Below are 24335 nucleotides of genomic sequence, written 5' to 3'. Positions count from 1 at the left end.
CCTTTTCAAACATAAGAATTCACATTAAACTCTTTTAGATAAATCTTAATTAAAATGAGTATTCCAATAAATAAATTAGAACAAACTGCAATAAATACGGTCAGAATACTCGCTGCTGACGCGGTACAAAAAGCGAATTCTGGACATCCTGGCACTCCAATGGCATTAGCGCCAATCGGACATGCTTTATGGACAGCAATTATGCAGTATAATCCAAAAAATCCGAAATGGGCTAATCGAGACCGATTTATACTTTCCAACGGTCATGCGTGCATGCTACAATATAGTTTTTTGCATTTAACCGGCTATGATGTCTCGTTAGATGATCTTAAAGATTTCAGACAATTACACAGTAAAGCAGCGGGACATCCAGAGTACGGACTTATGCCAGGCATCGAGGTAACTACTGGTCCGCTGGGTCAAGGTTTTGCAAACGGTGTCGGATTTGCCATTGCGCAAAAACATATGGCAGCCCGTTACAATAAGCCTGATTTTTATCTCTTTGACTACACAATTTATGCTATTTGCAGCGATGGTGATATGATGGAAGGCGTAACTGCAGAAGCTGCTTCGCTTGCTGGTCATTTACAATTAGGTAACATGATTTATTTGTATGATGACAATCATATCTCTATTGAAGGAGATACCGACATTTCTTTTACAGAAGATGTTGCAAAACGTTTTGAATCATATAATTGGCATGTACAAAATGTAGACGATGGTAATGACATTAACGCTATTTTAAAGGCAATTAAAAACGCCAAAGCAGAAAAAAATAAGCCTTCACTTATAAAAGTGAGAACACATATTGGTTACGGCAGCCCTAATAAAGTTGATACTGCTGCTGCACATGGTTCCCCTCTTGGTGAAGAAGAATTGAAGTTAGTTAAAAAGTTCTTTGGCTTTGATCCTGAAAAATCATTTGTGGTTCCCGATGAGGTAGCAAAATTGTACACTGAAGCAGGACGCAAAGGGAGTGTAAAAGAAGAGAAATGGAATAGCTTATATAATACATACAAAGAAAAATATCCAGAGCTTGCTTCTGAATATGAACTGGCAACCAATGGAAACTTACCCGAAGGTTGGAAAGATAATTTACCGATTTTTAAAGCAGGAGATGAAAAAATGGCAACCCGAAAAGCGTCAGGAAAAGTGCTTAACGCAATTGCTGATTACCTGCCGAATTTAATGGGAGGGTCTGCTGATTTGTCTCCCTCTACAGATACCGAACTTACCAAGTATGATTATTTTTCTCCCAATAGACATGACGGACGTAATTTTCATTTTGGAGTACGAGAACATGCGATGGGTGCTGTCTTAAACGGAATGGCACTTACCAAAGGAATTACTTCTTATGGTGCGACATTTTTAATTTTTTCAGAATACATGCGGCAGCCTATTCGTCTGGCGGCTATAATGAAAATTCGCCCCATTTTTATTTATACACATGACAGTATTGCACTGGGTGAAGATGGTACAACCCATCAACCTGTAGAGCAATTGATTTGCTTACGTGCTATTCCGAATGTGACATTGATACGCCCAGCTGATGCCAATGAAACGGCTCAAGCGTGGCGCGTTGCACTGGAGCATAGTGATGGACCAGTAATACTGGTCTTAACGCGTCAAGGAATTACGATTATCGATCAAGAAAAATATACCAAAGCGACCGAAGTTGAAAGAGGAGCTTATATTCTTTCAGATGCTGAAGGAGTGCCTGATCTTATACTAATGGCTACGGGTTCTGAAGTTCATTTAATCTTAGAAGCACAAGTCAAACTAAAAGAAAAAGACATTGAAGCCCGAGTTGTAAGTATGCCTTCATGGAGTTTATTTGACAAGCAAAGTGATGCGTATAAGGAGAAAATACTTCCAAAATCAATCAGAAAACGTTTATCCGTAGAAGCAGGATCGACTATAGGTTGGTTGAAATATGTGACCGATCAAGGAGATTCCATTGGCATTAATACGTTTGGAGAATCTGCACCTGGCGATGAGGTAATGGCCGAATATGGCTTTACAGTAGAAAATATAGTGAAGAGAGCAAAAGCAATGCTTTGACACTATTTAAAATTGAATTGTTAAGAAAAAGTTTATTTAAAATACAGTACGATGAAAAATGAATGCAACGACAAAACGCTTAAAAAAAATCAACCTACAAAGTTAAAAAGTAGCAATCCAGATTTTCCACAGGAATATGAAGAACAAGAAAACAGTGCTCTTCGCATGAAATCACAACCTCTTGAAAAAGATAAGAAAAGCTAACGTTATTGAAGCTCGTAAATGAGTAAATAGAATTTAGCAAAATTGTATTCAAATTTCCCACTACTAGTGAAGCTTTAAGATTTTAATTTTTCAAATTAAATTATAATGATTATTAATCAGAAAACAATAACTCCTAGAAAAATGACAGTAGGCATAGCAGCTGACCATGGCGGATTTAAATTAAAAAAAACAATAGTAAAAATGCTGCTGGAATCGAATTATGAAGTAGTTGATTTTGGTAACAGTCATTTAGATGAAAACGACGACTATCCTGACTTCATAATTCCGCTTGCGAGAGCAATTGCTACAAATACAGTAAATCGTGGCATCGCAATATGCGGCAGCGGTGTTGGCGCTGCAATTGTTTCCAACAAAATTGTGGGTGTACGGGCTGCATTAGTTAATGATTGTTTTTCTGCGCACCAAGGAGTTGAAGATGATGATATGAATTTAATTTGTCTTGGCGGTCGAATCACGGGTTTTGCGGTAGCACAAGAATATGTCAATGCGTTTTTAAGAGCCGAATTCTCTGGTGCAGAAAGACACTTACGAAGATTAGAAAAAGTTAAAGCAGTAGAAAAAAGATAAATAAAACACATCATGGAAACAAATAAAGTAAAGCAAAGTCACGGTTTAGGTCAAAGCATTTGGCTTGATTTTTTTGACAGAAAAATCATGAATAATGGAGAATTACAAAAGCTGATTGATGAAGATGGTATTACAGGTGTCACTTCTAACCCTGCAATTTTTGAAAAAGCAATTAGCAGCAGTTCTGATTATAATGAAGACATTACTGCCTTTTCTAAAAATGAAAAATCCAACGATGCTATTTTTTATGGTCTTGCTGTTAAAGACATACAAAGAGCTACGGATTTTTTTAAAAAAATCTATGAAAAGAGTAATGCCGAAGACGGTTTCGTAAGTCTCGAAGTCTCTCCCCACCTAGCGCGCGATAGTGAAGAAACGATTAGGCAAGCAAAGGAATTATGGAAAGCCGTAGATCGGAAAAACGTAATGATTAAAATTCCTGGAACTGTCGAAGGACTGACAGCAATTCGCAAATGCACTGCTGAAGGAATTAATGTTAATGTTACCTTATTATTTGGTTTACCAAGATACAAAGAAGTGACCGAAGCTTATGTTTCTGGGCTAGAAGACCGAGTACAATTAGACCTTCCTATTGATACTGTTGTTTCGGTTGCGAGCTTTTTTTTAAGTCGAATTGATGTTATGATAGATCCAATGTTAGAAGAAAAGGGACTAGGAAAATTGAAAGGTGAAATAGCAATTGCTTCTGCAAAAAAAGCTTATCAAATCTATAAAGAAGTTTTCTATAGTGATCGTTTTAAAAAGCTTGAAGAAAAAGGAGCAAAAAAGCAGCGGGTTTTGTGGGCCAGTACCAGCAGTAAAGACCCTTCTTTTAGTGACACTAAATATGTCGAAGCTTTGATCGGACCAGAAACTATAAATACCGTTCCATTAGATACTATAGATGCATTTCGAGATCATGGAAAAGTGGAAAATCAGTTGGAAAAAAATCTAGATCGAGCAATAAGTGAGTTGGATCAACTAAAAGAAAGCGGAATTGACATTGACAAGATAACCCAAAAGCTAGAAGACGAAGGCATCGAAAAATTCAACAAGCCTTACGATAAATTACTCGATGCCATTGAGAGACAAAAGAAAAAAACGAATTGATATTTTAGTAGAGAGCGATGATCAGAATTAAAAATAAGAATTAAAAAAAAAGAACATGATAAGTGATAAACAACTTTCATTCGGAATAATTGGATTAGGTACAATGGGGAGAAATATGCTTCTTAATATGGCAGATCATGAATTTGCTGTTGCGGGTTATGACAAAAACACCAAGCAGGTTCAGGCACTTTACCAAGAAGATTTAACTGGGTTAACAAAAGGTTTCAGTAATATTACAGCGTTTACTCAAAGTTTTTCAGGTATTCGAACTATAATGCTTTTAGTGCCTGCTGGAAAAATAGTCGATGCTGTTTTATCAGAATTGCTTCCGCTCTTAAATAAAGGTGACATAATCATTGATGGAGGAAATTCGCATTTTACTGATACCGAACGTCGGTACAAAGACTTAGAACAAAAAGGTTTTCATTTTATTGGAATGGGTGTTTCGGGTGGCGAAGAAGGTGCTCGAAAAGGACCAAGTATGATGCCAGGTGGCGATAAAAAAGCTTATGAAACGATTGCTCCGATTTTGAGAAAAATTGCTGCACACGTAAATGCTGAACCTACAGTTGCTTTTATGGGCTTAGGATCTGCTGGACATTTTGTTAAAATGGTGCATAATGGAATAGAATATGCCATGATGCAACTTATATCTGAAACCTATGAACTTTTAAAAAAAGGACTGCAGCTTCATGATGACGAAATTCATAATGTGTTTAAAAACTGGAATGAAGGAAGGTTGCAATCGTACTTACTAGAAATTACAACAGATATTTTTGCATTTAAAAGTACAGGAGAATCTACGCTGCTTCTTAACGATATTAAAGATGAAGCTAAAGCTAAAGGTACTGGTAAATGGACTTCCCAAACTGCTATGGACTTAACTGTTCCCATACCTATAATAGACATAGCTGTTGCATTTCGCGATTTATCAAAGTACAAGTCGTTACGAATAGAAACATCAAAATTGTATCCTAATTTAAAAGAAGTAAAATATCCGGGTATCGCGCAGGAATATCTTTCTCACCTAGAAGAAGCTTTTTACTTCTCGATGGTTTCGGCCTATTCTCAAGGAATGCATCTGCTGTACCAAGCGAACATTACTTATAAATATGAATTAAACTTAGAGTTGATTGCAAAAATATGGCGTGGCGGCTGCATTATAAGAGCTGTATTTTTAAAGGATATTTATGCTGCTTATAAAAAGAATCCGAAATTAGAACATTTGTTTCTAGATAATTCAATTAAAGAAAGTCTTACAAAAAGCATTCCAGCCATTCGAACAATCGTATCAGATGCTGTACAAAACGGTATTGCTGTCCCTGCGTTCTCTGCATCTTTAAGCTATTTTGATGGACTACGAAATGACAATATGCCGGCCAATCTGATTCAGGCTCAGCGGGATTATTTTGGCGCGCATACGTACGAACGCATTGCAACTGAAGGAATTTTTCACACAGATTGGCTTACTCAAACTAACAAATAATTTTAAAATGGATTCAAGTATAAAATCACAACCAGTACTCTTTTTTATTTTCGGAGGAACAGGAGACCTGAACAAACGAAAAATAACGCCCGCACTTTATAACTTATTTTTAGATAATTGGTTGCCTGAAAAATTTGCAATTATAGGAAACGGGCGTTCAGAATTGACCGATACAGCATATAGAAAAAAATTATTAGAAGGTACCAACGAATTCTCGCGGAAGGGGAAAGTGGTAAAAAAGCAATGGGATGAATTTGCTTCCAAGATATTTTATCAAAGTGCTAATGTGAGCGATGACAAGAGCTATAAGCATTTTAAAGAAACGATTGAAAAGTATGAGACGGAATGGAAACAGAAACCGGTAATTATTTATTACTTGGCTGTCTCGCCCAATTTATTTCCAATTATAGGGGAACATATTGCTAAGAACAACTTGGCGGAAGAAAGCGATTATACCCGAATTGTTATTGAAAAACCATTTGGTCACGATCTTGAGTCTGCGAAATCATTAAATGAATTATTAGCTACCATTTTTGATGAAAAGCAAATTTATCGAATTGACCATTATTTGGGAAAAGAAGCGGTGCAAAACATCTTGGCGTTTCGATTCTCTAATGCGATACTTGAACCTATTTGGAACCGAAATTATATTGATCACGTGCAGATTTCAGTTTCAGAGAAATTAGGCGTAGAAGAGCGAGGTGAATACTATGAAACTGCTGGTGCCTTAAGAGATATGATTCAAAATCACCTGCTACAATTGGTCTGCCTTATTGCAATGGAAACACCAATTAATTTTAGTGCTGACGAAGTGCGAAATAGAAAAGTCGATGTGCTGCGAGCGATGAGAAGATTTAAGCCAGAAGAAATAAAAAAAGTCGCGGTGCGCGGACAATACGGTCCGGGCTGGGTTGAAGGAAAGCAAGTTCCAGGTTATCGTAACGAAAATGATGTTGATCCCAACTCAAATACCGAAACATTTGCAGCTATAAAATTTTTCGTCGATAATTGGAGATGGCATGACGTACCATTTTATGTACGAACAGGCAAGAGAATGCATCAAACAGCCTCGGTTATCTCCATCCAATTTCGCGATGTTCCACATTGTGTTTTTCAAGCTGATTCTACCGATAACTGGCAGCAAAATAGACTCATAATTAGCATTCAGCCCGAGATGAGTATACGATTGCAAGTACAGGCAAAACGCCCAGGTTTAGAAATGGTGCTTAATCCCGTAGATATGATATTTAAGTATGAGGAAGCTACTGAAACTCCTGAAGCTTATGAAACACTTTTGCTTGATATTATTACAGGCGATCAAACACTATTTATGAGAGCGGATCAGGTAGGATTTGCTTGGGAATTATTGATGCCTTTGTTGAATTCTTGGGATTCTAAGAAAAGTTTAAGTTTTCCAAATTACTCAGCCGATTCCCAAGGACCTGAAATTGCAGAAGCCTTAATCGCCCAAGACGGATTTCATTGGTTCACACTTCCTATCAAAAATAAATTATAAACTATAATGAAAACTAATATTTATAAAACAGAAGAAGCTCTCTTAACTGCTTTTGCTAAATATTTTATCGAAATAGCACAAAAGTATATTTCAAAAAACGGCGTATTTAATTTGGTTTTAGCAGGAGGTACCTCTCCAAAAAAACTGTACGAATTACTTGCATCTCCTCTATTCAAGGACAAAATTGAATGGGAAAAATTGTTTTTTTTCTTTGGAGATGAAAGATGCGTTCCCGCTGATGATGATGCAAACAATGGACTGATGGTACAAAAACTATTTTTCAGTCCGTTAAAAATCTCATCAACCAAAATCTTTAAAATTGACACTTCCGTAGGTCCAAGTGAGGCCGCAGCAAAATATTCTGAGCAAATAAAAAATCATTTTCAAAGAAATTTGCCCAGCTTTGACTTAATAATTTTGGGACTTGGCGAAAATTCGCACACAGCGTCACTTTTTCCTTACAATGAAGTGCTAACGGAAAAAAATTCTATAGTTAAAGAAGTCTATTTAGAAAATGAAAATAGACATCGCATAACAATGACCGCTCCACTAATTAATAAAGCTAAGAATGTTGCCTTTCTTGTCTATGGAGAAAGTAAACGAAAAGCCATTTATAATGTATTGAAAGGAGAGCAGGATATCGAAAAGTATCCTGCACAACTTATTCAGCTCGAGAACGGAGAAACACAGTGGTTTCTAGATGTTGAATCTGCAGCTTTACTCTAAACAAATTTACTAAAATTTGATCTATAAGTAGCATTCGGATAATTGAACATCACCATTTTTCCGTACTAAATAATTCCCAAATATTTTTAGTCAAGAAAGACCAATACTATTAATTGTTACAATATTAAAATTCCGCTCTTTAACTTTCCAAATTTTTAAAAAGGAATTTGCCTTACTTTTTTGAACAACAATGTAATTTTAAAATAAAGTTTATTAAATTTAAGTACCACAAATTGACCTTTTTCTAAACAGTTAGAAGAACTTGATTATGATATGATTTAAACTACAGATAATTCTAACCCCTTCACTAATTTAAATACCACTATGAAAGTTACCGTAGTTCGAAAAAATATAATATTTTCTCCCGATTCAAGTAGAGTTGTTGCCCGCTATTTTATGAATGGCGATGAACGCACACAGAAAATGGTCAGTAATATAATGATGCTAGACGAAAAGCAAGTGTATAACACATTAGAACAAACTCTACGTGAATTTGCAAGACGCCATCGAAATATATCGAAAATATTTTTTAAGCATTGTGAAAAAATTAAAGGATTAATTGAGGCAATGCAAATCAATTACGATGGTCTCTCTTACGAACGAAAAATGCTAATCGGTTCCTATTGTACAATGGAATATTCGATCGAATCAGCTGCATTTTTTAACCCTTCGATGGTGGAAGATTTTGACCAATCTGATCTTGAAGTGGGAGAAAAGCGAATAATTATTTCTTTTCGGGCTACTGGAGAAGGTCATATTTCTTCAATTGTTTTTAGAAGAGCTATTTTGGACAAAAATAATGATCTTCAGGTAATGAAAATTGGAAAAAACATTGACAAAGCCGAAATTGTTCATAAAACCCTCTACAATAAAGTAAGATTTCTCACGAAATTATCAGAAATGCATACTTCTGACAAATATGCTTCAGAAATAATGCAGGAATTACCCGATCACTTTGAGTACTATGCTTTAAAAAACTTAATTAATAAAGCTTTGAGTGATGACACTATCCGTCAAGAAAGAAGGACTGCTCTAGAAGAAGTTATGTGGTTAGCAGACTCTTTCTATGATCTACAATTCAAGCATGATTCCGATATCGCTGAACGAGTAATCTTTCCTATCTCAGATTCAGAAAGCCGTGGTATCGAAGATGCTCGTTTTGTCCGCTTTACAGATGACGATCAATCTGAAAAAATCCTCGGTACGTATACTGCTTACAATGGTCATGCTATTATTCCAAAACTTATATCTACAGAGGATTTTTATAATTTTCGCGTAATGCCTTTATATGGGATCGGTGCACAAAATAAAAATTTAGCGCTCTTTCCTAGAAAAATCAATGGTAAATATGCGATGCTGTCTAGAATAGATGGTGTAAATAATTACGTTATGTTTTCTGATAGACAAACGCAATGGGACAACCCTATTCGCATACAGGAACCGAAATATCCATGGGAATTTACGCAAATTGGAAATTGTGGATCTCCAATATGGACTGAAGAAGGTTGGTTGGTAATAACACACGGTGTAGGTGCCATGCGACGATATTGCATTGGTGCTTCGCTCTTTGATTTGGATCATCCTACAAAAGAAATAGGAAGATTAAAAGAGCCTTTGCTTTCTCCCCTAGAAGGTGAACGCGAAGGATATGTACCAAATGTGGTGTACTCCTGCGGTTCAATTGTACATAACAATAGTCTTATACTACCTTATGCGGTGTCGGATTACTCTTCTACCTACGGTGTAGTAGATATGATTGAGCTACTGGATGCTTTGCGTAGAAGCAAGTAAGTTGTTTTTTATAACCAAACACAATCATTATCTCATAAATAGTATGACCTTTAGAAACGAAAAAACCCTAATTCGTTAGAATTAGGGTTTTAAAAAGAAAGGCGACGACATACTCTCCCACATAACTGCAGTACCATCTGCGCAGGCGGGCTTAACTACTCTGTTCGGGAAGGGAAGAGGTGAGCCCCGCCGCAATAACCACCTTAAGGAGTTATAATTGCTTTGGGCAATAACTTAATTATTAATTATCAATTATAAATTGTTAATTATCAATTATAAATTGTTAATTATCAATTAAACAATATCTTAACATACTGAGATAAAGAAACGTAAATAGTATTAGAAAGGTTCCTCCCCCGACTTGCATCGGGGGAAAAGTGTACATAAGCTTACGGATTATTAGTACTACTCGACTATGACATTACTGCCTTTACATCTATAGCCTATCAACGTGGTCATCTCCCACGATCCTTAAAAGAAATCTCATCTTGTGGTGGGTTTCGCGCTTATATGCTTTCAGCGCTTATCCCTTCCAAACGTAGCTACTCTGCGATGCTCCTGGCGGAACAACAGATACACTAGAGGTTTGTCCAATTCGGTCCTCTCGTACTAGAATCAGATCCACTCAAATTTCTTGCGCCCACAGTAGATAGAGACCGAACTGTCTCACGACGTTCTGAACCCAGCTCGCGTGCCACTTTAATGGGCGAACAGCCCAACCCTTGGGACCTTCTCCAGCCCCAGGATGTGACGAGCCGACATCGAGGTGCCAAACCCCCCCGTCGATATGAGCTCTTGGGGGAGATCAGCCTGTTATCCCCGGCGTACCTTTTATCCTTTGAGCGATGGCCCTTCCATGCGGAACCACCGGATCACTATGCTCTACTTTCGTACCTGATCGACCTGTATGTCTCTCAGTCAAGCTCCCTTATGCCATTGCACTCTACGCACGGTTACCAAGCGTACTGAGGGAACCTTTAGAAGCCTCCGTTACTCTTTTGGAGGCGACCACCCCAGTCAAACTACCCACCAAGCAATGTCCCCCGTATTACGGGGTTAGGCCTCAGACAAACAAAGGGTTGTATTTCAACAATGACTCCACAACGCCTAGCGACGCCACTTCACAGTCTCCAACCTATCCTACACATCATTTGTCCAAGGTCAATACTAAGCTATAGTAAAGGTGCACAGGGTCTTTTCGTCCCACTGCGGGTAAACGGCATCTTCACCGTTACTACAATTTCACCGAGCTCATGGCTGAGACAGTGTCCAGATCGTTACACCATTCGTGCAGGTCGGAACTTACCCGACAAGGAATTTCGCTACCTTAGGACCGTTATAGTTACGGCCGCCGTTTACTGGGGCTTCATTTCAATGCTTCTTCTTGCGAATAACATCTCCACTTAACCTTCCAGCACCGGGCAGGTGTCAGGCCCTATACTTCATCTTACGATTTTGCAGAGCCCTGTGTTTTTGATAAACAGTCGCCTGGACCTCTTCACTGCGGCCAGCATTGCTGCTGGCGACCTTTCTCCCGAAGTTACAGGTCTATTTTGCCTAATTCCTTAGCCATGAATCTCTCGAGCACCTTAGGATTCTCTCCTCGACTACCTGTGTCGGTTTGCGGTACGGGTACTAATTACCTGAAGTTTAGAGGTTTTTCTTGGAAGCCCTTAGGCGCACTATCTATTTGTCCGAAGACTCCTAGTACTATCGTATTTCCCCAAGCCGCGTGGATTTGCCTGCGCAGCTTATAGGTAGGTACTTCAACGAACTATTCCGTCAGTTCGCGGCGCTTTCATCACTCCGTCACCCCATCACAGTAATCAGTAGTACGGGAATATTAACCCGTTGGCCATCGACTGTCCCTTTCGGGTTCGCCTTAGGTCCCGACTAACCCACAGCTGATTAGCATAGCTGTGGAAACCTTAGTCTTTCGGTGTGCGGGTTTCTCGCCCGCATTATCGTTACTTATGCCTACATTTTCTTTTCTAACCAGTCCAGCATGCCTAACGACACACCTTCAACCCTGTTAGAATGCTCCCCTACCACTTACAATAAATTGTAAATCCATAGCTTCGGTAATATACTTATGCCCGATTATTATCCATGCTCGTCCGCTCGACTAGTGAGCTGTTACGCACTCTTTAAATGAATGGCTGCTTCCAAGCCAACATCCTAGCTGTCTGGGCAGACGAACCTCGTTCTTTCAACTTAGTATATATTTGGGGACCTTAGCTGATGGTCTGGGTTCTTTCCCTCTCGGACTTGGACCTTAGCACCCAAGCCCTCACTGTTATGAAACATTATATAGCATTCGGAGTTTGTCAGGAATTGGTAGGCGGTGAAGCCCCCGCATCCAATCAGTAGCTCTACCTCTATATAACTTTACGCATAACGCTGCACCTAAATGCATTTCGGGGAGTACGAGCTATTTCCGAGTTTGATTGGCCTTTCACCCCTACCCACAGATCATCCCAAGACTTTTCAACGTCAACGGGTTCGGTCCTCCACTGTGTGTTACCACAGCTTCAACCTGTCCATGGGTAGATCACACGGTTTCGCGTCTAACACTACTGACTAAAGCGCCCTATTCAGACTCGCTTTCGCTACGGATCCGTGGCTTAACCACTTAACCTTGCCAGCAACGTTAACTCGTAGGCTCATTATGCAAAAGGCACGCCGTCACCCCACGAAAGGGCTCCGACCGCTTGTAAGCGTATGGTTTCAGGATCTATTTCACTCCGTTATTCACGGTTCTTTTCACCTTTCCCTCACGGTACTGGTTCACTATCGGTCTCTCAGGAGTATTTAGCCTTAGCGGATGGTCCCGCCAAATTCAGACAGGATTTCTCGTGTCCCGCCCTACTCAGGATACCACTATCCTTTACATTCATTACCTATACGGGACTATCACCCTCTATGGTTCTACTTTCCAGTAGATTCTAATTCTTCATGCAAGAAATATCGTGGTCCTACAACCCCAATATTGCCGTAACAACATTGGTTTGGGCTAATCCGCGTTCGCTCGCCACTACTTACGGAATCACTTTTGTTTTCTTCTCCTCCGCCTACTTAGATGTTTCAGTTCAGCGGGTTTGCCCACCTATCGGTGTACTATGTCTTCAACATAGTGGGTTGCCCCATTCAGGTATCTACGGATCAATTCGTGTGTGCCAATCCCCGTAGCTTTTCGCAGCTTATCACGCCTTTCATCGCCTCTGAGAGCCAAGGCATCCCCCATACGCCCTTATTTTGCTTATTGTACTACTCTTTAAGTCTAAAAAAATAAGTACTACGTATTAAGTTTACACCAAATACACAAAACTTACTCATTCATAACTAAAAAGTGTTCTTTCTACTTATTTTTTTACTATTTTCTTATCTCAATATGTCAATGAACTTTTTTCCTTTCGGAACTGTGGAGAATAACGGAGTCGAACCGTTGACCTCCTGCGTGCAAGGCAGGCGCTCTAGCCAGCTGAGCTAATCCCCCAATTTAATTATGAATTGTGAATTATGAATTATGAATACCATTCATAACTCCTCAACTCTAGAATTTCTTCTTCTTTTTAAGTAATTAGTTGTCTCGGACAGACTCGAACTGTCGACCCCTACATTATCAGTGTAGTACTCTAACCAGCTGAGCTACGAGACAATATGATCTTTTGATTTAAGTGATTTGATTCCCTTTGCTCTAGATCCTAAAATCCAGGGCTGAAAATCAGCATTAAACAATCATAAATCTGTACCTTTTACTTAATTGTATTATTTGAACTAACAGCAGAGTAATAAAATAAATCCTTCTTGAAACCAATAAAAATCTTCGTCTTTTTCCCAAGAGTGCAATAAATTGCTAACACTTAGGCTCTAGAAAGGAGGTGTTCCAGCCGCACCTTCCGGTACGGCTACCTTGTTACGACTTAGCCCTAGTTACCAGTTTTACCCTAGGCAGCTCCTTGCGGTCACCGACTTCAGGCACCCCCAGCTTCCATGGCTTGACGGGCGGTGTGTACAAGGCCCGGGAACGTATTCACCGGATCATGGCTGATATCCGATTACTAGCGATTCCAGCTTCACGGAGTCGAGTTGCAGACTCCGATCCGAACTGTGACCGGTTTTATAGATTCGCTCCTGGTCACCCAGTGGCTGCTCTCTGTACCGGCCATTGTAGCACGTGTGTAGCCCAAGGCGTAAGGGCCGTGATGATTTGACGTCATCCCCACCTTCCTCACAGTTTGCACTGGCAGTCTTGTTAGAGTTCCCGACATGACTCGCTGGCAACTAACAACAGGGGTTGCGCTCGTTATAGGACTTAACCTGACACCTCACGGCACGAGCTGACGACAACCATGCAGCACCTTGTAAATTGTCTTGCGAAAGATCTGTTTCCAAACCGGTCAATCTACATTTAAGCCTTGGTAAGGTTCCTCGCGTATCATCGAATTAAACCACATGCTCCACCGCTTGTGCGGGCCCCCGTCAATTCCTTTGAGTTTCAAACTTGCGTTCGTACTCCCCAGGTGGGATACTTATCACTTTCGCTTAGCCACTGAGATTGCTCCCAACAGCTAGTATCCATCGTTTACGGCGTGGACTACCAGGGTATCTAATCCTGTTCGCTACCCACGCTTTCGTCCATCAGCGTCAATATATTAGTAGTAACCTGCCTTCGCAATTGGTATTCCATGTAATCTCTAAGCATTTCACCGCTACACTACATATTCTAGTTACTTCCTAATAATTCAAGTCTAGCAGTATCAATGGCCGTTCCACCGTTGAGCGATGGGCTTTCACCACTGACTTACTAAACCGCCTACGGACCCTTTAAACCCAATGATTCCGGATAACGCTTGGATCCTCCGTATTACCGCGGCTGCTGGCACGGAGTTAGCCGATCCTTATTCTTACAGTACCGTCAAGACTCTACACGTAGAGTTGTTTCTTCCTGTATAAAAGCAGTTTACAATCCATAGGACCGTCATCCTGCACGCGGCATGGCTGGATCAGGCTTGCGCCCATTGTCCAATATTCCTCACTGCTGCCTCCCGTAGGAGTCTGGTCCGTGTCTCAGTACCAGTGTGGGGGATCTCCCTCTCAGGACCCCTACCCATCGTAGCCTTGGTATGCCGTTACCATACCAACTAGCTAATGGGACGCATGCTCATCTTTTACCGATAAATCTTTAATTACATCTTGATGCCAAGTCGTAATACTATAAGGTATTAATCCAAATTTCTCTGGGCTATCCCTTTGTAAAAGGTAGATTGCATACGCGTTACGCACCCGTGCGCCGGTCTCTAAGTAGCAAGCTACCTATACCCCTCGACTTGCATGTGTTAAGCCTGCCGCTAGCGTTCATCCTGAGCCAGGATCAAACTCTTCATCGTATATTGTGCGAGACAGATAAATCTATCTCTATTTATTTTTGACTCCGAATTATCTAGTGGTTATTCTCAAAATCTCTCGATTCTATTACTCTTATTCTTTGTTTTGAAATCTCTCTCAAAACGGCTGTCAATTCAATATGTCTAGGAACGTATTCTTCTGTATTTTAAAACCTCAATTCTCACTTGTTTAAGTGTCTCTCAAGGCGGCTGCAAAAGTACAAACTCTTTTCTAATCTCACAAGAAAAAAATGAAATTTATTTTGAGCCTTTTTACAAACTCTAAAACCATTCTTCCTTGTCAGTATCTCAAATAACTTGCGCCTTTAGCGGGGTGCAAATGTAGTTTATTTATTTACATATTCAATCTTTTTTATTGCATTTTTCCCATCTTTTTTCTTATGCATTCCTAACTAATTGATATTGTTACAACTGCAGCACTTTACTTGGGAATTCTTTTTGCCACCGTTCTATTGCAGTGTTCTCTCTTTGAAAAAAGTCAATGAGTAATGCATTTCATTTAATTGTAAATTTTTATAGTGTAGCAACATTATCTTGTATTTACATCATCTGGACAGTACCAATGGTATATATTAATAATTAGGCTAAACTTTCTTTTTTAATACAAATTTTGAATATTGTGCAGGATTACTTTGTTCCTTATATATAGGTAGCAAAAGTTATTTTTTAAACTCCCCATTTTAGAATCACAAAAGAATTGAAAGATTACTATTTATTTATAAGCAATAATAACGGTCAGTATTATTAATTCAAAATTCTCATGCTAGCACTAAGAGTTGAAGTTTCAGATTGTTTATAATTTTTAATTTTATCATTCAACTTTAAAACGCGATCCAATTGTTTTTTTTGAATCGTATATCTGGTATAATATTTATACCATTCTTTTCCGATAAAAAAGGTTGTTACAGAAACCCCTGTCACTAAACCGACAACATAATTTGTAATGTCCATAATTTCTATATTTTTAATTTAAAAAGCATTTTCATCTCCTTTTAAGGTTACTATAATTGTTAAAAAGCAAATTTTAATGTCTGTAATTAAGCTCCATCCTTGTACATATTGAATGTCTGTGGTAACACGACGTTTCATATCAGATACATTTTTAGTTTCACCCCTAAGACCTTTAACCTGAGCTAGACCTGTAATTCCTGGTTTGACAAAATGACGAACCATAAAATTATTAATATGACAATTGTAATCAGAAGTATGCTTGATCATGTGAGGTCTAGGACCTACGACACTCATATTTCCTAACCACACATTAAAGAACTGAGGCATTTCATCTAAACTCGTGCGTCGTAAAAATTTACCAATCGGCGTTATTCTGCAATCTCCTTTTTGAGCTTGTATACTTTCGTCTGACCCATCGATATACATACTTCGAAATTTATAACAGCAAAAGGGCTCGTTTTTTTTACCTGTTCGTATTTGTTTAAATAGTACTGGTCCTTTACTTTGTTTCTTGATGAAAAATGCTAACAACGGATAAAGCCACGACATGATTAACACAATCACCAATGAACTAAAAACAATATCAAATACTCTTTTAATCAATCTGTTATAAGCATTTTGCAACGGCTCGAAACGAGGTTTAATCACATGAAAATGATTTACATGACTTGAATTAAAATGTTTTTTTGAAATTGATGAAAAATCAGGAACAAATTTTAAACGCATACAATGCTTATCGCCAAGCTCAAAAAAATAATTTAAATCTGAAATAAAATCTGGTTTTGAGACAATATATAATTCATTAATATTACTATTCGATGCACTATGAATCGCTTCTGAAAGTGCCAAACTAAAATCTTCATTATTTGTGTACGTCTCCGACGAATTTTCGTTAAGAATACCTATAAAATCTATAAAAAATGAATTACTTTCTAAATGAGAAGCCAATTCAATACTCGTTTTATTAAACCCCCAAATTGCAACTGTATACGATTTAAAAATACGTCCTTTAACTTTTTCTATTACAACTGTAAATACTATTCTAGATACCAAAAAATACAATAGCAAAAAACTCAATTGAAATAAGTTGGCCTTACTTCCTAAAAAGTATTCTACTTTATCCTGAAAAATAATAATATAAATATGCCATAGAATTCGCTGCATCAGAAAAGCACGCCAGCTATTTCTAAAAAAATATTCTAAACTAAAAAGAACATCTACTCGATACAATTGAAAATAAGCAACTGAAAATAGCCAACTTAAAACTGTAATGGGAATCATTTTGTCTTGAAACAAAGTATTCCATCCACTATTTTCTTTAATTGCAAAATTCAGAAATACTATAGTTCCAAGTAACATCGCGATCATGTCTGCCATTGCGCAGCAAATGATAGAGGTGAATTTGTGTCTATTTCGCATTTCTTAATCTTTTATATAAGTTGTAGAATAATGCTCCTTTCAAACTTCTTGTAAATCCAAAGAAAATATCTAATAAATCAGGAGTTCTCTTTGTAATAAGTAATTTTCCTGCTTCAGCTATGCAAACCATTATTGTTGCAAAACTTAAATTTTGTATTAGATTCACATTCTTACCAGGACATTTTATCCATGAATTCTTATGCTGTGTATATACTTCTAAAAAAAATCCTATACTTATAAAAGATATTGCTGTTCGCAAATTATAATATTGTTTATGCCACTTTAACAGCCACTTTGGTAAATATATTTGATTTACAAAACTAGGATCTGAAAGCCATGAAAAATAAAAAACAACGCAGATAACTAATAGCAGTAAAACTATTTGGGTAGACATTTTATATTATTTTATTTAGTAAATTCTTCTAATTTTGCTATATAATTATAGTATTTTAAAAGATTACGCTCTTTTAAACCAAGGTCTCTTTACATCTATCTCCTGATATTGATACGTATAATTTCGGCCATAGCCATATCCATAGGCCGTTTTCATATTTACTCCATTAATCAGAATACCTACATTTTTTAATTGTTCTTTTTTAATAAAATTGTCTACGCGAGCTAAACTGGTTTTATCTGTATAATCATATTTTACGACGAATACGGTGACATCTGCCAAATAGCTTAAATTAAGTGTATCAGACACCATCTGAATTGGCGCAGTATCTAGTATTATGTAATCATATATACTCTTTGCTTCTTCAATCAACGACTCAAAATTAGAATTAGTTATTAATTGAGTAGGATTTGGAGGAATTTCTCCAGAGAACAATACATCTAGATTCTTAGAGAAATTAGTACCCTTTTGCACAAGTCCTTTCCAATTTTCACTTTTGTTAGATAAGTAATCAGTTAGTCCTAACACATTTCTGTCAATCTTAAAATATTCATGCAGTTGAGGATTTCTTAAATCGACTCCAATAAGCAATACTTTTTTATTTTGATTACTAATAGATACTGCACTATGAAAGGCACAAAAAGATTTTCCTTCTCCTTGAATAGATGACGTAAACAGTATTGTACTTCCTTTATTTTCAGTTTTTCCAGGCACTAAATAAGATATATTTGAGACTAAAGTACGAGTAGCTTCTGCTATAAAAGAACGAGACGTAGCTGTGTTATCCAGTTTTTCAACTGTATCTACTTTCGGTATAAAACCTAGCAAAGGTATGTTAGGAAGAATTTTTTGAACGTCTTCTTCATTGTGTATTTTAGTATCCAACCATAAGCTCACATAGACTATTCCGAAAGGAAAAAGCAAACCAAAAAGCAAAGCACCCAACATAAAAGATTTAGGTTGTGGGAAAATTGCCGAATAGTTAGTCTCGGGTGCATTTAAAGTCTTTAAATTAGATTCTAAAATTGCACCATTTAGAACGGCTTCTTCTCTTTTCTGCAATAATGCGACATAAGTCTCTTCCTTCATATTCAAATTACTATTGATATTACCCAATATTTTATCTTTTGTTGGAATACTTTTCGCTTTTGAATTGGCAGTATATTGTTCTGATCTATTCACTCTAGTGGTTTGGTTTAGAAAATTTAAATAGCCTTCGAGTGTGTTTAATATTTCTTGTTTTTGCACTCTTAACTGCGTCATTACAGTAATATATGCAGGATTGTTTTTTTGTGCTCTTTGCAAAATCAACTCACTGTCCATAAGTCTTGCATTGTAATTTAAAAGCATTTGGTTTACTGTCGGCGCTTCTAATTTATAATCAGTACCCAAAGTTGTTGTACCATTTGATCTTCGGATGTCATTAATTGCAAAATTAGTTAGTGCGATTTGCTTTTCATTTAATGAATAACTCTCGTTTTTCTGACTTCTATCGGCCGTTTTCTCAAGAATATAATTGTCCATTACTAGAATGTCATTATTCTGTAAAAACTTTTCTTTTACACTTTCAATAGAATCTTTCTCTTTAGTAAAGTTTTTGATTCTTTGATTTAAATAAGAAACCGTATTGGTATATAACTTTTGCTTGTTGATCACGATACTTTTATCCAACAAAACAATAATTTCATTTAAGATTTTTCTTGAACGAATAGGACTTGACCCGACATGATTTAAGTCAATTGTTCCTTTAGACTTTTCGTCAGATAAAACAATAAGTGATGCCTTTAGATTTTTTACAGCAATATCTATTGGTTCTAGAACGACTTTATACTGATTTTCGAAATAATAAGTGGGATTTTTTCTGGCTTTAGCAGACAACTTAATTGTAAATGGTAAACCTGCCAAATCTTCTTTTCCGTCATACCCATTAATCACAAAGCTTTTTTCTGTGTCTAAATCAGTTACAATAAATCCGTTTCCATCAACTTTGACTTCATAAGAGATTTGTGGTAGCGAATCTTTAGAAATAGTAGGTTTTATAATAAAAGGAACTTCAATTACAAACTTATTTTGAACGGTATATTCCTTTTGAAAGTAACTGACGTTTAAATTCAGATTTTTGACCACATTTGATAAAAATTCATTCGATGTGATTAGTCTAATTTCGTCTTCTAGGTTATCCTCTTTACTTTTTTGATCTGTACTTATCGTAATTATTTTAGTTTTATCTTCTTGTTTCTTATCAATAAAAATAGAAGCGGAAGTTTGATATGTTGTTGGCACCATTTTTATGTAAGCATAGGCAGCACCTATGCACAGAAGTACGCTACCTACAAACCAAGGCCAATATCTAAAATACTTTAAAAATTCTTTTTTAAAATCCATAACTATTTAATTAATTAGAAATTGTAGGGGCACAATCAAAATTTTCATTTTGACATTTACTATTCATTTTTTTTAAAATTGTTTTCTACTTTGTAAGCAATAAAATTACTGCCGTAAGAGAGATCGCTAATCCTAAAACCTGTAGCGGGTCTTTAATTACACCGCCACTATTTGCCTTTAACTTATTAGGTGTAACTACAATAACATCATTTTGTCTGATTCTAAAATCTGGATTAGACATCCATGACGCAGTAGTTAAATCAACATGATAAACCAGTCGCTTTCCTTCAAACTCCCTAATAATTTTAACATCTGTTCGAATTGCAGAGTACGTAAGGTCTTTGGCCATTCCGATTGCGTCAAGCAAGCTTATTGACTCTTCAGTAAAAGAAAGAACACCAGGAGAGTTTACTTCGCCTAGAATGGTAAACTTATTATTGACAACTCGAACTTGAACCGTCGGATTTACTAAATATCCCTCATTTATAAGACGCTCTTTTATTTTACTTTCGACGTTAGCTGGAGTTAAATTACTAACTTTAATTTCGTTTAAAATTGGCATAGTGATATTTCCTTGCGGCGTAACTAAGTAGCCTGTCAACTTCATCATTTCAACTGATGTTTGTGACGTAAATGTTGCAGTACTATTATTAAAAGGCGCGGCGACTATCGGATTTAAATCACTAACGTCAATTTTTAAAATATCATTAGGTTGTACTTTTGTCGACGCATAATTTAAAGTAGAATTTGCGTAGGTATCTAAATCTTGCAAATACAGCATTTGTTTTCTAGTGGTACAGGATTGTAGCATAAATAAAAACAGTAAAATTAGTAGCAGTGAAAATTTTTTCATATCGGTTGAAGTATAAATTAGTAGTTTTAGTCTTTTGAAATTAGATTGAAGATTTTTAACTTTTTTCTCAATTATTGACGACGAACTAGTTATTATTTTTTTGATAATAAATTATAATTAATAAAAAATTTAGAGATGACTCAGCCTCTTTGGCTATTCTTCTGTACTTAATGCATTATGTATTGTCTTAAAGCAATAGTTTTTTTAAGAAAAACTGCTTGAACTGCACTTAAACCATGGTGTTTATAAATTTTGTAGTCTTCATGTAAAACATCAAAGGCACTTTTAATATCGGTACTCATTCCTCCCATTCTCATTTTTACGATGTACGAATTGATATAACTCATATTAATTTTATATTTGTACAAATAGCGAAGCAAGAATTCGGTATCAGAAGCTATCTTAAAATCAAGACTGTAAGTGCCATTTTTATCTATTACGGCTTTTTTTAAATAAACGGTTGGATGCAATGGAAGCCATCCTTTTTGTACTCTTTTGAGACTAAAAACACCACCAATTCTATCCCGAATTAAGCGTTCTTCAGCATCATTCGAGACATACACTCCGTTTCCATAAACTCCTTCAACACTTTTGTCTGCCTCGAAACGGGCTGCAATTCTGCTAATGGCCTTTTTGTCATAAAATTCGTCATCAGAGTGCATTAATCCAATTATATCGCCGGTAGCTAATTTTAATCCTTTGTTAATTGCATCATACATTCCTTTGTCTGGTTCCGATATAAATTGACTTATTTTATCTCGATAACACTCAATAATTTCTTTGGTTCCATCGGTAGAGTTACCATCAATAATTATATATTCAATATTATTATAATTTTGTTCTAGTACGCTATTTATAGCTTTTTCGATTGTATTTTTTCGATTGTAACAAACCGTTATTATAGTAATTCTCATAATTATAATTTTTTAAAGTAAACTGTTTCTCCAATCAGAGAATAAAACTAAAACAAAGAATGTTTTCTAAGAAATGTTTTCGATAAAGCACTGCTTTACTCGTTAAAAACACAAAAAGCGACACTTTAAACTTTTAGCGCGCAAGAAGTTGCGATCTCTATACCGAAATTGAGAAGAAAAAGGATAAATTAAGTTAGGATGTTTTTCTGCGAGATTTTTATTCATTTAACAATAGCTTGTCAAAATAACTGATGGTTGTAAGTACACCTTCTTGTAGTTGTATTTTAGGTTCCCAACCATTAAGTTTATCGATCGCCAATGAAATATCAGGTTGTCTTTGTTTGGGATCATCTTGTGGTAAATCGAGATGGATTATTCTTGATTTAGAACTGGTTAATTTAATAATTACTTCTGCCAACTCGAGCATCGTAAATTCATTTGGGTTTCCTAAATTTACTGGTCCTAAAAATGTAGGCTCTGAACTCATCATTCTAATCATGCCTTCTACTAAATCATCAACGTGTTGAAACGATCGAGTTTGCAATCCATTTCCAAAAATTGTAATGTCTTTTCCTTGCAAAGCTTGCACAATAAAATTAGAAACTACTCTCCCATCGGCGGGATTCATATTGGGTCCGTAGGTATTAAAAATACGAACGATTTTAATGGCAACTTTATTCTGATTGTGATAATCCATAAATAAAGTCTCGGCGCAACGCTTTCCTTCATCATAACAAGAACGAATACCGATTGGATTAACATTTCCCCAATAATTTTCGGTTTGGGGATGAACCAACGGATCACCATATACTTCACTAGTACTCGCTTGCAATACTTTGGCATTGACCCGTTTTGCTAATCCTAAAACATTAATTGCTCCCATCACAGAAGTCTTTATTGTTTTTATTGGATTGTATTGATAATGTACCGGAGATGCTGGGCAAGCCAAATTATAAATTTCATCAACTTCTGCATAATAAGGCTCTGTGATATCGTGTCGCACCATTTCAAAATACGGATTATCAAGCAAATCAATAATATTAGATTTGGCTCCCGTAAAATAATTGTCTAAACAAATCACTTCGTTTCCTTCCTTTAATAATCGTTTGCACAAATGTGAACCTACAAATCCAGCGCCACCAGTAATCAATATTTTTTTCATTTTAATTCTGTTTGTTTTTTAATGAATGAACTTTTGTTTGAATTTGAAAAAAGTAATGTGACTTGAAACGTGCCAAATAAAATCCTTCTTTACCATCTAAAAACCCTAGTTTAAAAAAATAGGCTCCTAAAAAATAAACTGCCGGTAGCAATCCTGTGGTAAGAAGTCCGTATTTAATTTTTTGGTTAAGGGATAACTGCTTGTTTTTTGATTGTTTAAGCTGTAAATACCGTTGCGCTTCCCAAGTTGAATAGGCATTGTGCTTGGCTATATAATGTTCTAAGTTTTTAAAATCTTTATGAATAACTTTCGATTTAATTACTCCCACATTGCCTTGTATAATGGGATGTTCGTGCACTTCCATATCCAAATGACTCCATAAATCCTCGTCAACTTTTTCATAAGCTCCTTTCGATTTTTTAAAGAGCGCTGACTTTTGAAACCCATAACCGTATTTAAGTTTTTTGCCCATAAAGTAGTTTTGAAACTTTATCGTGTAACCATTAAAATTCGGGTCTGTAATTTTATGCTCTACTTCAGAAACAAATGCTTCAGAAACAAATTCGTCAGCATCTAAAAATAAAATCCATTCGTGAAATAGCGTTGCATTTCGAAGCGCCCAATTCCGCTTTTTAGGGAATTTTCCATCCCATTGAAATTGTATTACTTCGGCACCCATATCTTTTGCAATTCTCGCAGTATCATCTGTACTACCAGAGTCTACGACAACTATTTGATCAAATCGTTTTAATTTATCCAGACAAAATGGTAAATTCAATGCTTCGTTCTTTACAGAAAGTATTACAGAAATTGGAATTTTATTCAAAACTTCTAGATTTTATAAGTTGAGCAGGATTTCCTCCTACGATAGTGTTTTTATCTACATTTTTAGTGACAACAGAACGCGCTGCAACAATTACATTATTATGAATATAAACGCCGGGACCAATAAAGGCATCAGCGGCAATCCAAACCCCGTTGCCAATAGTAATTGGCTTTAAAATTAACGGAAAGTCTTTTTTAGTATAATCATGAGTTGATGCACATAAATAGCTTTTTTGAGAAATTATCGTGTTTGCACCAATACTTACTTTTCCTTGATTATAACAATCCACTTTAGGACCTAAGCTTGAATTTTTACCTACCTCCAAATTCCAAGGAGCCCAAATCTGTACAGATGCATAAATATGACACGACCACGCTAATTTTGCACCAAAACATTTTAAAACTAAGATCCGCCATTTTTTAAATAGTCTAGAAACAAAAAGACGAAAGAAGAGTAGACGGACAATATTCCATATTAGTCTCGCCATTTTATTTCTCAAACTAAAAGAATGGTTGTAGTGGGCTAATTCCATTAATTATTT

General features: G+C 36.6%; 17 protein-coding genes, 2 tRNA genes and 3 rRNA genes. 8 read left to right on the top strand and 14 right to left on the bottom strand.

All coding sequences use genetic code 11. The features are described 5' to 3' along the window. The first annotated feature begins 54 nt into the window (after positions 1-54). The 8 genes from tkt to ACRASX_RS12385 all read left to right on the top strand — a co-directional run bounded on the left by tkt (position 55) and on the right by ACRASX_RS12385 (position 9482). Complete coding sequence (tkt, locus tag ACRASX_RS12420; protein WP_432221450.1) at positions 55-2061, top strand: transketolase; 2007 nt, start codon at positions 55-57, stop codon at positions 2059-2061. A gap of 51 nt (positions 2062-2112) precedes the next feature. Next, complete coding sequence (locus ACRASX_RS12415) at positions 2113-2265, top strand: hypothetical protein (RefSeq protein ID WP_157492578.1); 153 nt, start codon at positions 2113-2115, stop codon at positions 2263-2265. Between the two features lie 105 nt (positions 2266-2370). Then, complete coding sequence (locus ACRASX_RS12410) at positions 2371-2853, top strand: RpiB/LacA/LacB family sugar-phosphate isomerase (protein WP_231739467.1); 483 nt, start codon at positions 2371-2373, stop codon at positions 2851-2853. 12 nt (positions 2854-2865) lie between these two features. Beyond that, positions 2866-3963 (top strand): transaldolase, encoded by a 1098-nt coding sequence (tal, locus tag ACRASX_RS12405; RefSeq protein WP_432221449.1) that lies wholly within the window; start codon positions 2866-2868, stop codon positions 3961-3963. Positions 3964-4018: 55 nt separating this feature from the next. Beyond that, positions 4019-5449: an NADP-dependent phosphogluconate dehydrogenase gene (gndA, locus tag ACRASX_RS12400; RefSeq protein WP_432221448.1), complete on the top strand. Its 1431-nt coding sequence runs from the start codon at positions 4019-4021 to the stop codon at positions 5447-5449. Between the two features lie 7 nt (positions 5450-5456). Further along, positions 5457-6965, top strand: a complete 1509-nt coding sequence (gene zwf, locus ACRASX_RS12395; protein WP_432221447.1) for a glucose-6-phosphate dehydrogenase — start codon at positions 5457-5459, stop codon at positions 6963-6965. A gap of 6 nt (positions 6966-6971) precedes the next feature. After that, a complete protein-coding gene (gene pgl / locus ACRASX_RS12390; protein ID WP_432221446.1) occupies positions 6972-7691 on the top strand; it encodes a 6-phosphogluconolactonase in 720 nt (239 codons plus the stop codon). A 324-nt stretch (positions 7692-8015) separates the two neighbouring features. Continuing rightward, positions 8016-9482, top strand: a complete 1467-nt coding sequence (locus ACRASX_RS12385) for a glycoside hydrolase family 130 protein (protein WP_432221445.1) — start codon at positions 8016-8018, stop codon at positions 9480-9482. Between the two features lie 96 nt (positions 9483-9578). On the opposite strand, the gene rrf is transcribed toward ACRASX_RS12385, so the two are convergent. The 14 genes from rrf to ACRASX_RS12315 all read right to left on the bottom strand — a co-directional run bounded on the left by rrf (position 9579) and on the right by ACRASX_RS12315 (position 24326). Next, positions 9579-9688 (bottom strand): 5S ribosomal RNA (gene rrf / locus ACRASX_RS12380). Positions 9689-9861: 173 nt separating this feature from the next. Continuing rightward, positions 9862-12747: ribosomal RNA gene (locus ACRASX_RS12375) — 23S ribosomal RNA — on the bottom strand. 157 nt (positions 12748-12904) lie between these two features. Next, a tRNA-Ala gene (locus ACRASX_RS12370) sits at positions 12905-12978 on the bottom strand. 88 nt (positions 12979-13066) lie between these two features. Next, positions 13067-13140 (bottom strand) — tRNA-Ile (locus tag ACRASX_RS12365). A gap of 216 nt (positions 13141-13356) precedes the next feature. Beyond that, positions 13357-14872 (bottom strand): 16S ribosomal RNA (locus ACRASX_RS12360). Together the 16S, 23S and 5S rRNA genes with 2 tRNA genes alongside form the textbook arrangement of a ribosomal RNA operon. Positions 14873-15634: 762 nt before the next feature. After that, complete coding sequence (locus ACRASX_RS12355; protein ID WP_066307746.1) at positions 15635-15841, bottom strand: hypothetical protein; 207 nt, start codon at positions 15839-15841, stop codon at positions 15635-15637. Positions 15842-15859: 18 nt separating this feature from the next. After that, complete coding sequence (locus ACRASX_RS12350; protein ID WP_066307748.1) at positions 15860-17260, bottom strand: exopolysaccharide biosynthesis polyprenyl glycosylphosphotransferase; 1401 nt, start codon at positions 17258-17260, stop codon at positions 15860-15862. Next, positions 17250-17654: a hypothetical protein gene (locus ACRASX_RS12345; protein WP_432221444.1), complete on the bottom strand. Its 405-nt coding sequence runs from the start codon at positions 17652-17654 to the stop codon at positions 17250-17252. Before ACRASX_RS12345 ends, ACRASX_RS12350 begins: the two co-directional genes overlap by 11 nt. 63 nt (positions 17655-17717) lie before the next feature. Further along, complete coding sequence (locus tag ACRASX_RS12340) at positions 17718-20039, bottom strand: polysaccharide biosynthesis tyrosine autokinase (protein WP_432221443.1); 2322 nt, start codon at positions 20037-20039, stop codon at positions 17718-17720. 85 nt (positions 20040-20124) lie between these two features. Continuing rightward, positions 20125-20892, bottom strand: a complete 768-nt coding sequence (locus tag ACRASX_RS12335; protein ID WP_432221442.1) for a polysaccharide biosynthesis/export family protein — start codon at positions 20890-20892, stop codon at positions 20125-20127. Positions 20893-21059: 167 nt separating this feature from the next. Then, positions 21060-21806: a glycosyltransferase family 2 protein gene (locus ACRASX_RS12330; protein ID WP_432221441.1), complete on the bottom strand. Its 747-nt coding sequence runs from the start codon at positions 21804-21806 to the stop codon at positions 21060-21062. 217 nt (positions 21807-22023) lie between these two features. Further along, entirely contained in the window at positions 22024-22968 is a 945-nt protein-coding gene (locus tag ACRASX_RS12325; protein ID WP_432221440.1) for a UDP-glucuronic acid decarboxylase family protein, read from the bottom strand. A gap of 1 nt (position 22969) precedes the next feature. Next, positions 22970-23794, bottom strand: a complete 825-nt coding sequence (locus tag ACRASX_RS12320) for a glycosyltransferase family 2 protein (protein WP_432221438.1) — start codon at positions 23792-23794, stop codon at positions 22970-22972. Continuing rightward, complete coding sequence (locus ACRASX_RS12315; protein WP_432221437.1) at positions 23787-24326, bottom strand: putative colanic acid biosynthesis acetyltransferase; 540 nt, start codon at positions 24324-24326, stop codon at positions 23787-23789. Before ACRASX_RS12315 ends, ACRASX_RS12320 begins: the two co-directional genes overlap by 8 nt. Positions 24327-24335 lie beyond the last annotated feature (9 nt).

Origin of the sequence: Flavobacterium sp. TMP13 (genome assembly GCF_050847115.1) — a bacterium.
Taxonomy (GTDB): Bacteria; Bacteroidota; Bacteroidia; order Flavobacteriales; family Flavobacteriaceae; genus Flavobacterium.
Note: the sequence above shows the minus strand (reverse complement) of the source record. Positions and strands in the feature narration are given on the sequence as shown.

Bases quoted from the DNA above. Each gene is read 5' to 3' on its own strand.
- ACRASX_RS12385 (WP_432221445.1), top strand. From the start codon at position 8,016: ATGAAAGTTACCGTAGTTCGAAAAAATATAATATTTTCTCCCGATTCA.
- ACRASX_RS12410 (WP_231739467.1), top strand. From the start codon at position 2,371: ATGATTATTAATCAGAAAACAATAACTCCTAGAAAAATGACAGTAGGC.
- gndA (WP_432221448.1), top strand. From the start codon at position 4,019: ATGATAAGTGATAAACAACTTTCATTCGGAATAATTGGATTAGGTACA.
- ACRASX_RS12355 (WP_066307746.1), bottom strand. From the start codon at position 15,841: ATGGACATTACAAATTATGTTGTCGGTTTAGTGACAGGGGTTTCTGTA.
- ACRASX_RS12340 (WP_432221443.1), bottom strand. From the start codon at position 20,039: ATGGATTTTAAAAAAGAATTTTTAAAGTATTTTAGATATTGGCCTTGG.
- tkt (WP_432221450.1), top strand. From the start codon at position 55: ATGAGTATTCCAATAAATAAATTAGAACAAACTGCAATAAATACGGTC.
- ACRASX_RS12335 (WP_432221442.1), bottom strand. From the start codon at position 20,892: ATGAAAAAATTTTCACTGCTACTAATTTTACTGTTTTTATTTATGCTA.
- ACRASX_RS12330 (WP_432221441.1), bottom strand. From the start codon at position 21,806: ATGAGAATTACTATAATAACGGTTTGTTACAATCGAAAAAATACAATC.
- zwf (WP_432221447.1), top strand. From the start codon at position 5,457: ATGGATTCAAGTATAAAATCACAACCAGTACTCTTTTTTATTTTCGGA.
- pgl (WP_432221446.1), top strand. From the start codon at position 6,972: ATGAAAACTAATATTTATAAAACAGAAGAAGCTCTCTTAACTGCTTTT.
- ACRASX_RS12325 (WP_432221440.1), bottom strand. From the start codon at position 22,968: ATGAAAAAAATATTGATTACTGGTGGCGCTGGATTTGTAGGTTCACAT.
- ACRASX_RS12315 (WP_432221437.1), bottom strand. From the start codon at position 24,326: ATGGAATTAGCCCACTACAACCATTCTTTTAGTTTGAGAAATAAAATG.
- ACRASX_RS12345 (WP_432221444.1), bottom strand. From the start codon at position 17,654: ATGTCTACCCAAATAGTTTTACTGCTATTAGTTATCTGCGTTGTTTTT.
- ACRASX_RS12415 (WP_157492578.1), top strand. From the start codon at position 2,113: ATGAAAAATGAATGCAACGACAAAACGCTTAAAAAAAATCAACCTACA.
- tal (WP_432221449.1), top strand. From the start codon at position 2,866: ATGGAAACAAATAAAGTAAAGCAAAGTCACGGTTTAGGTCAAAGCATT.
- ACRASX_RS12350 (WP_066307748.1), bottom strand. From the start codon at position 17,260: ATGCGAAATAGACACAAATTCACCTCTATCATTTGCTGCGCAATGGCA.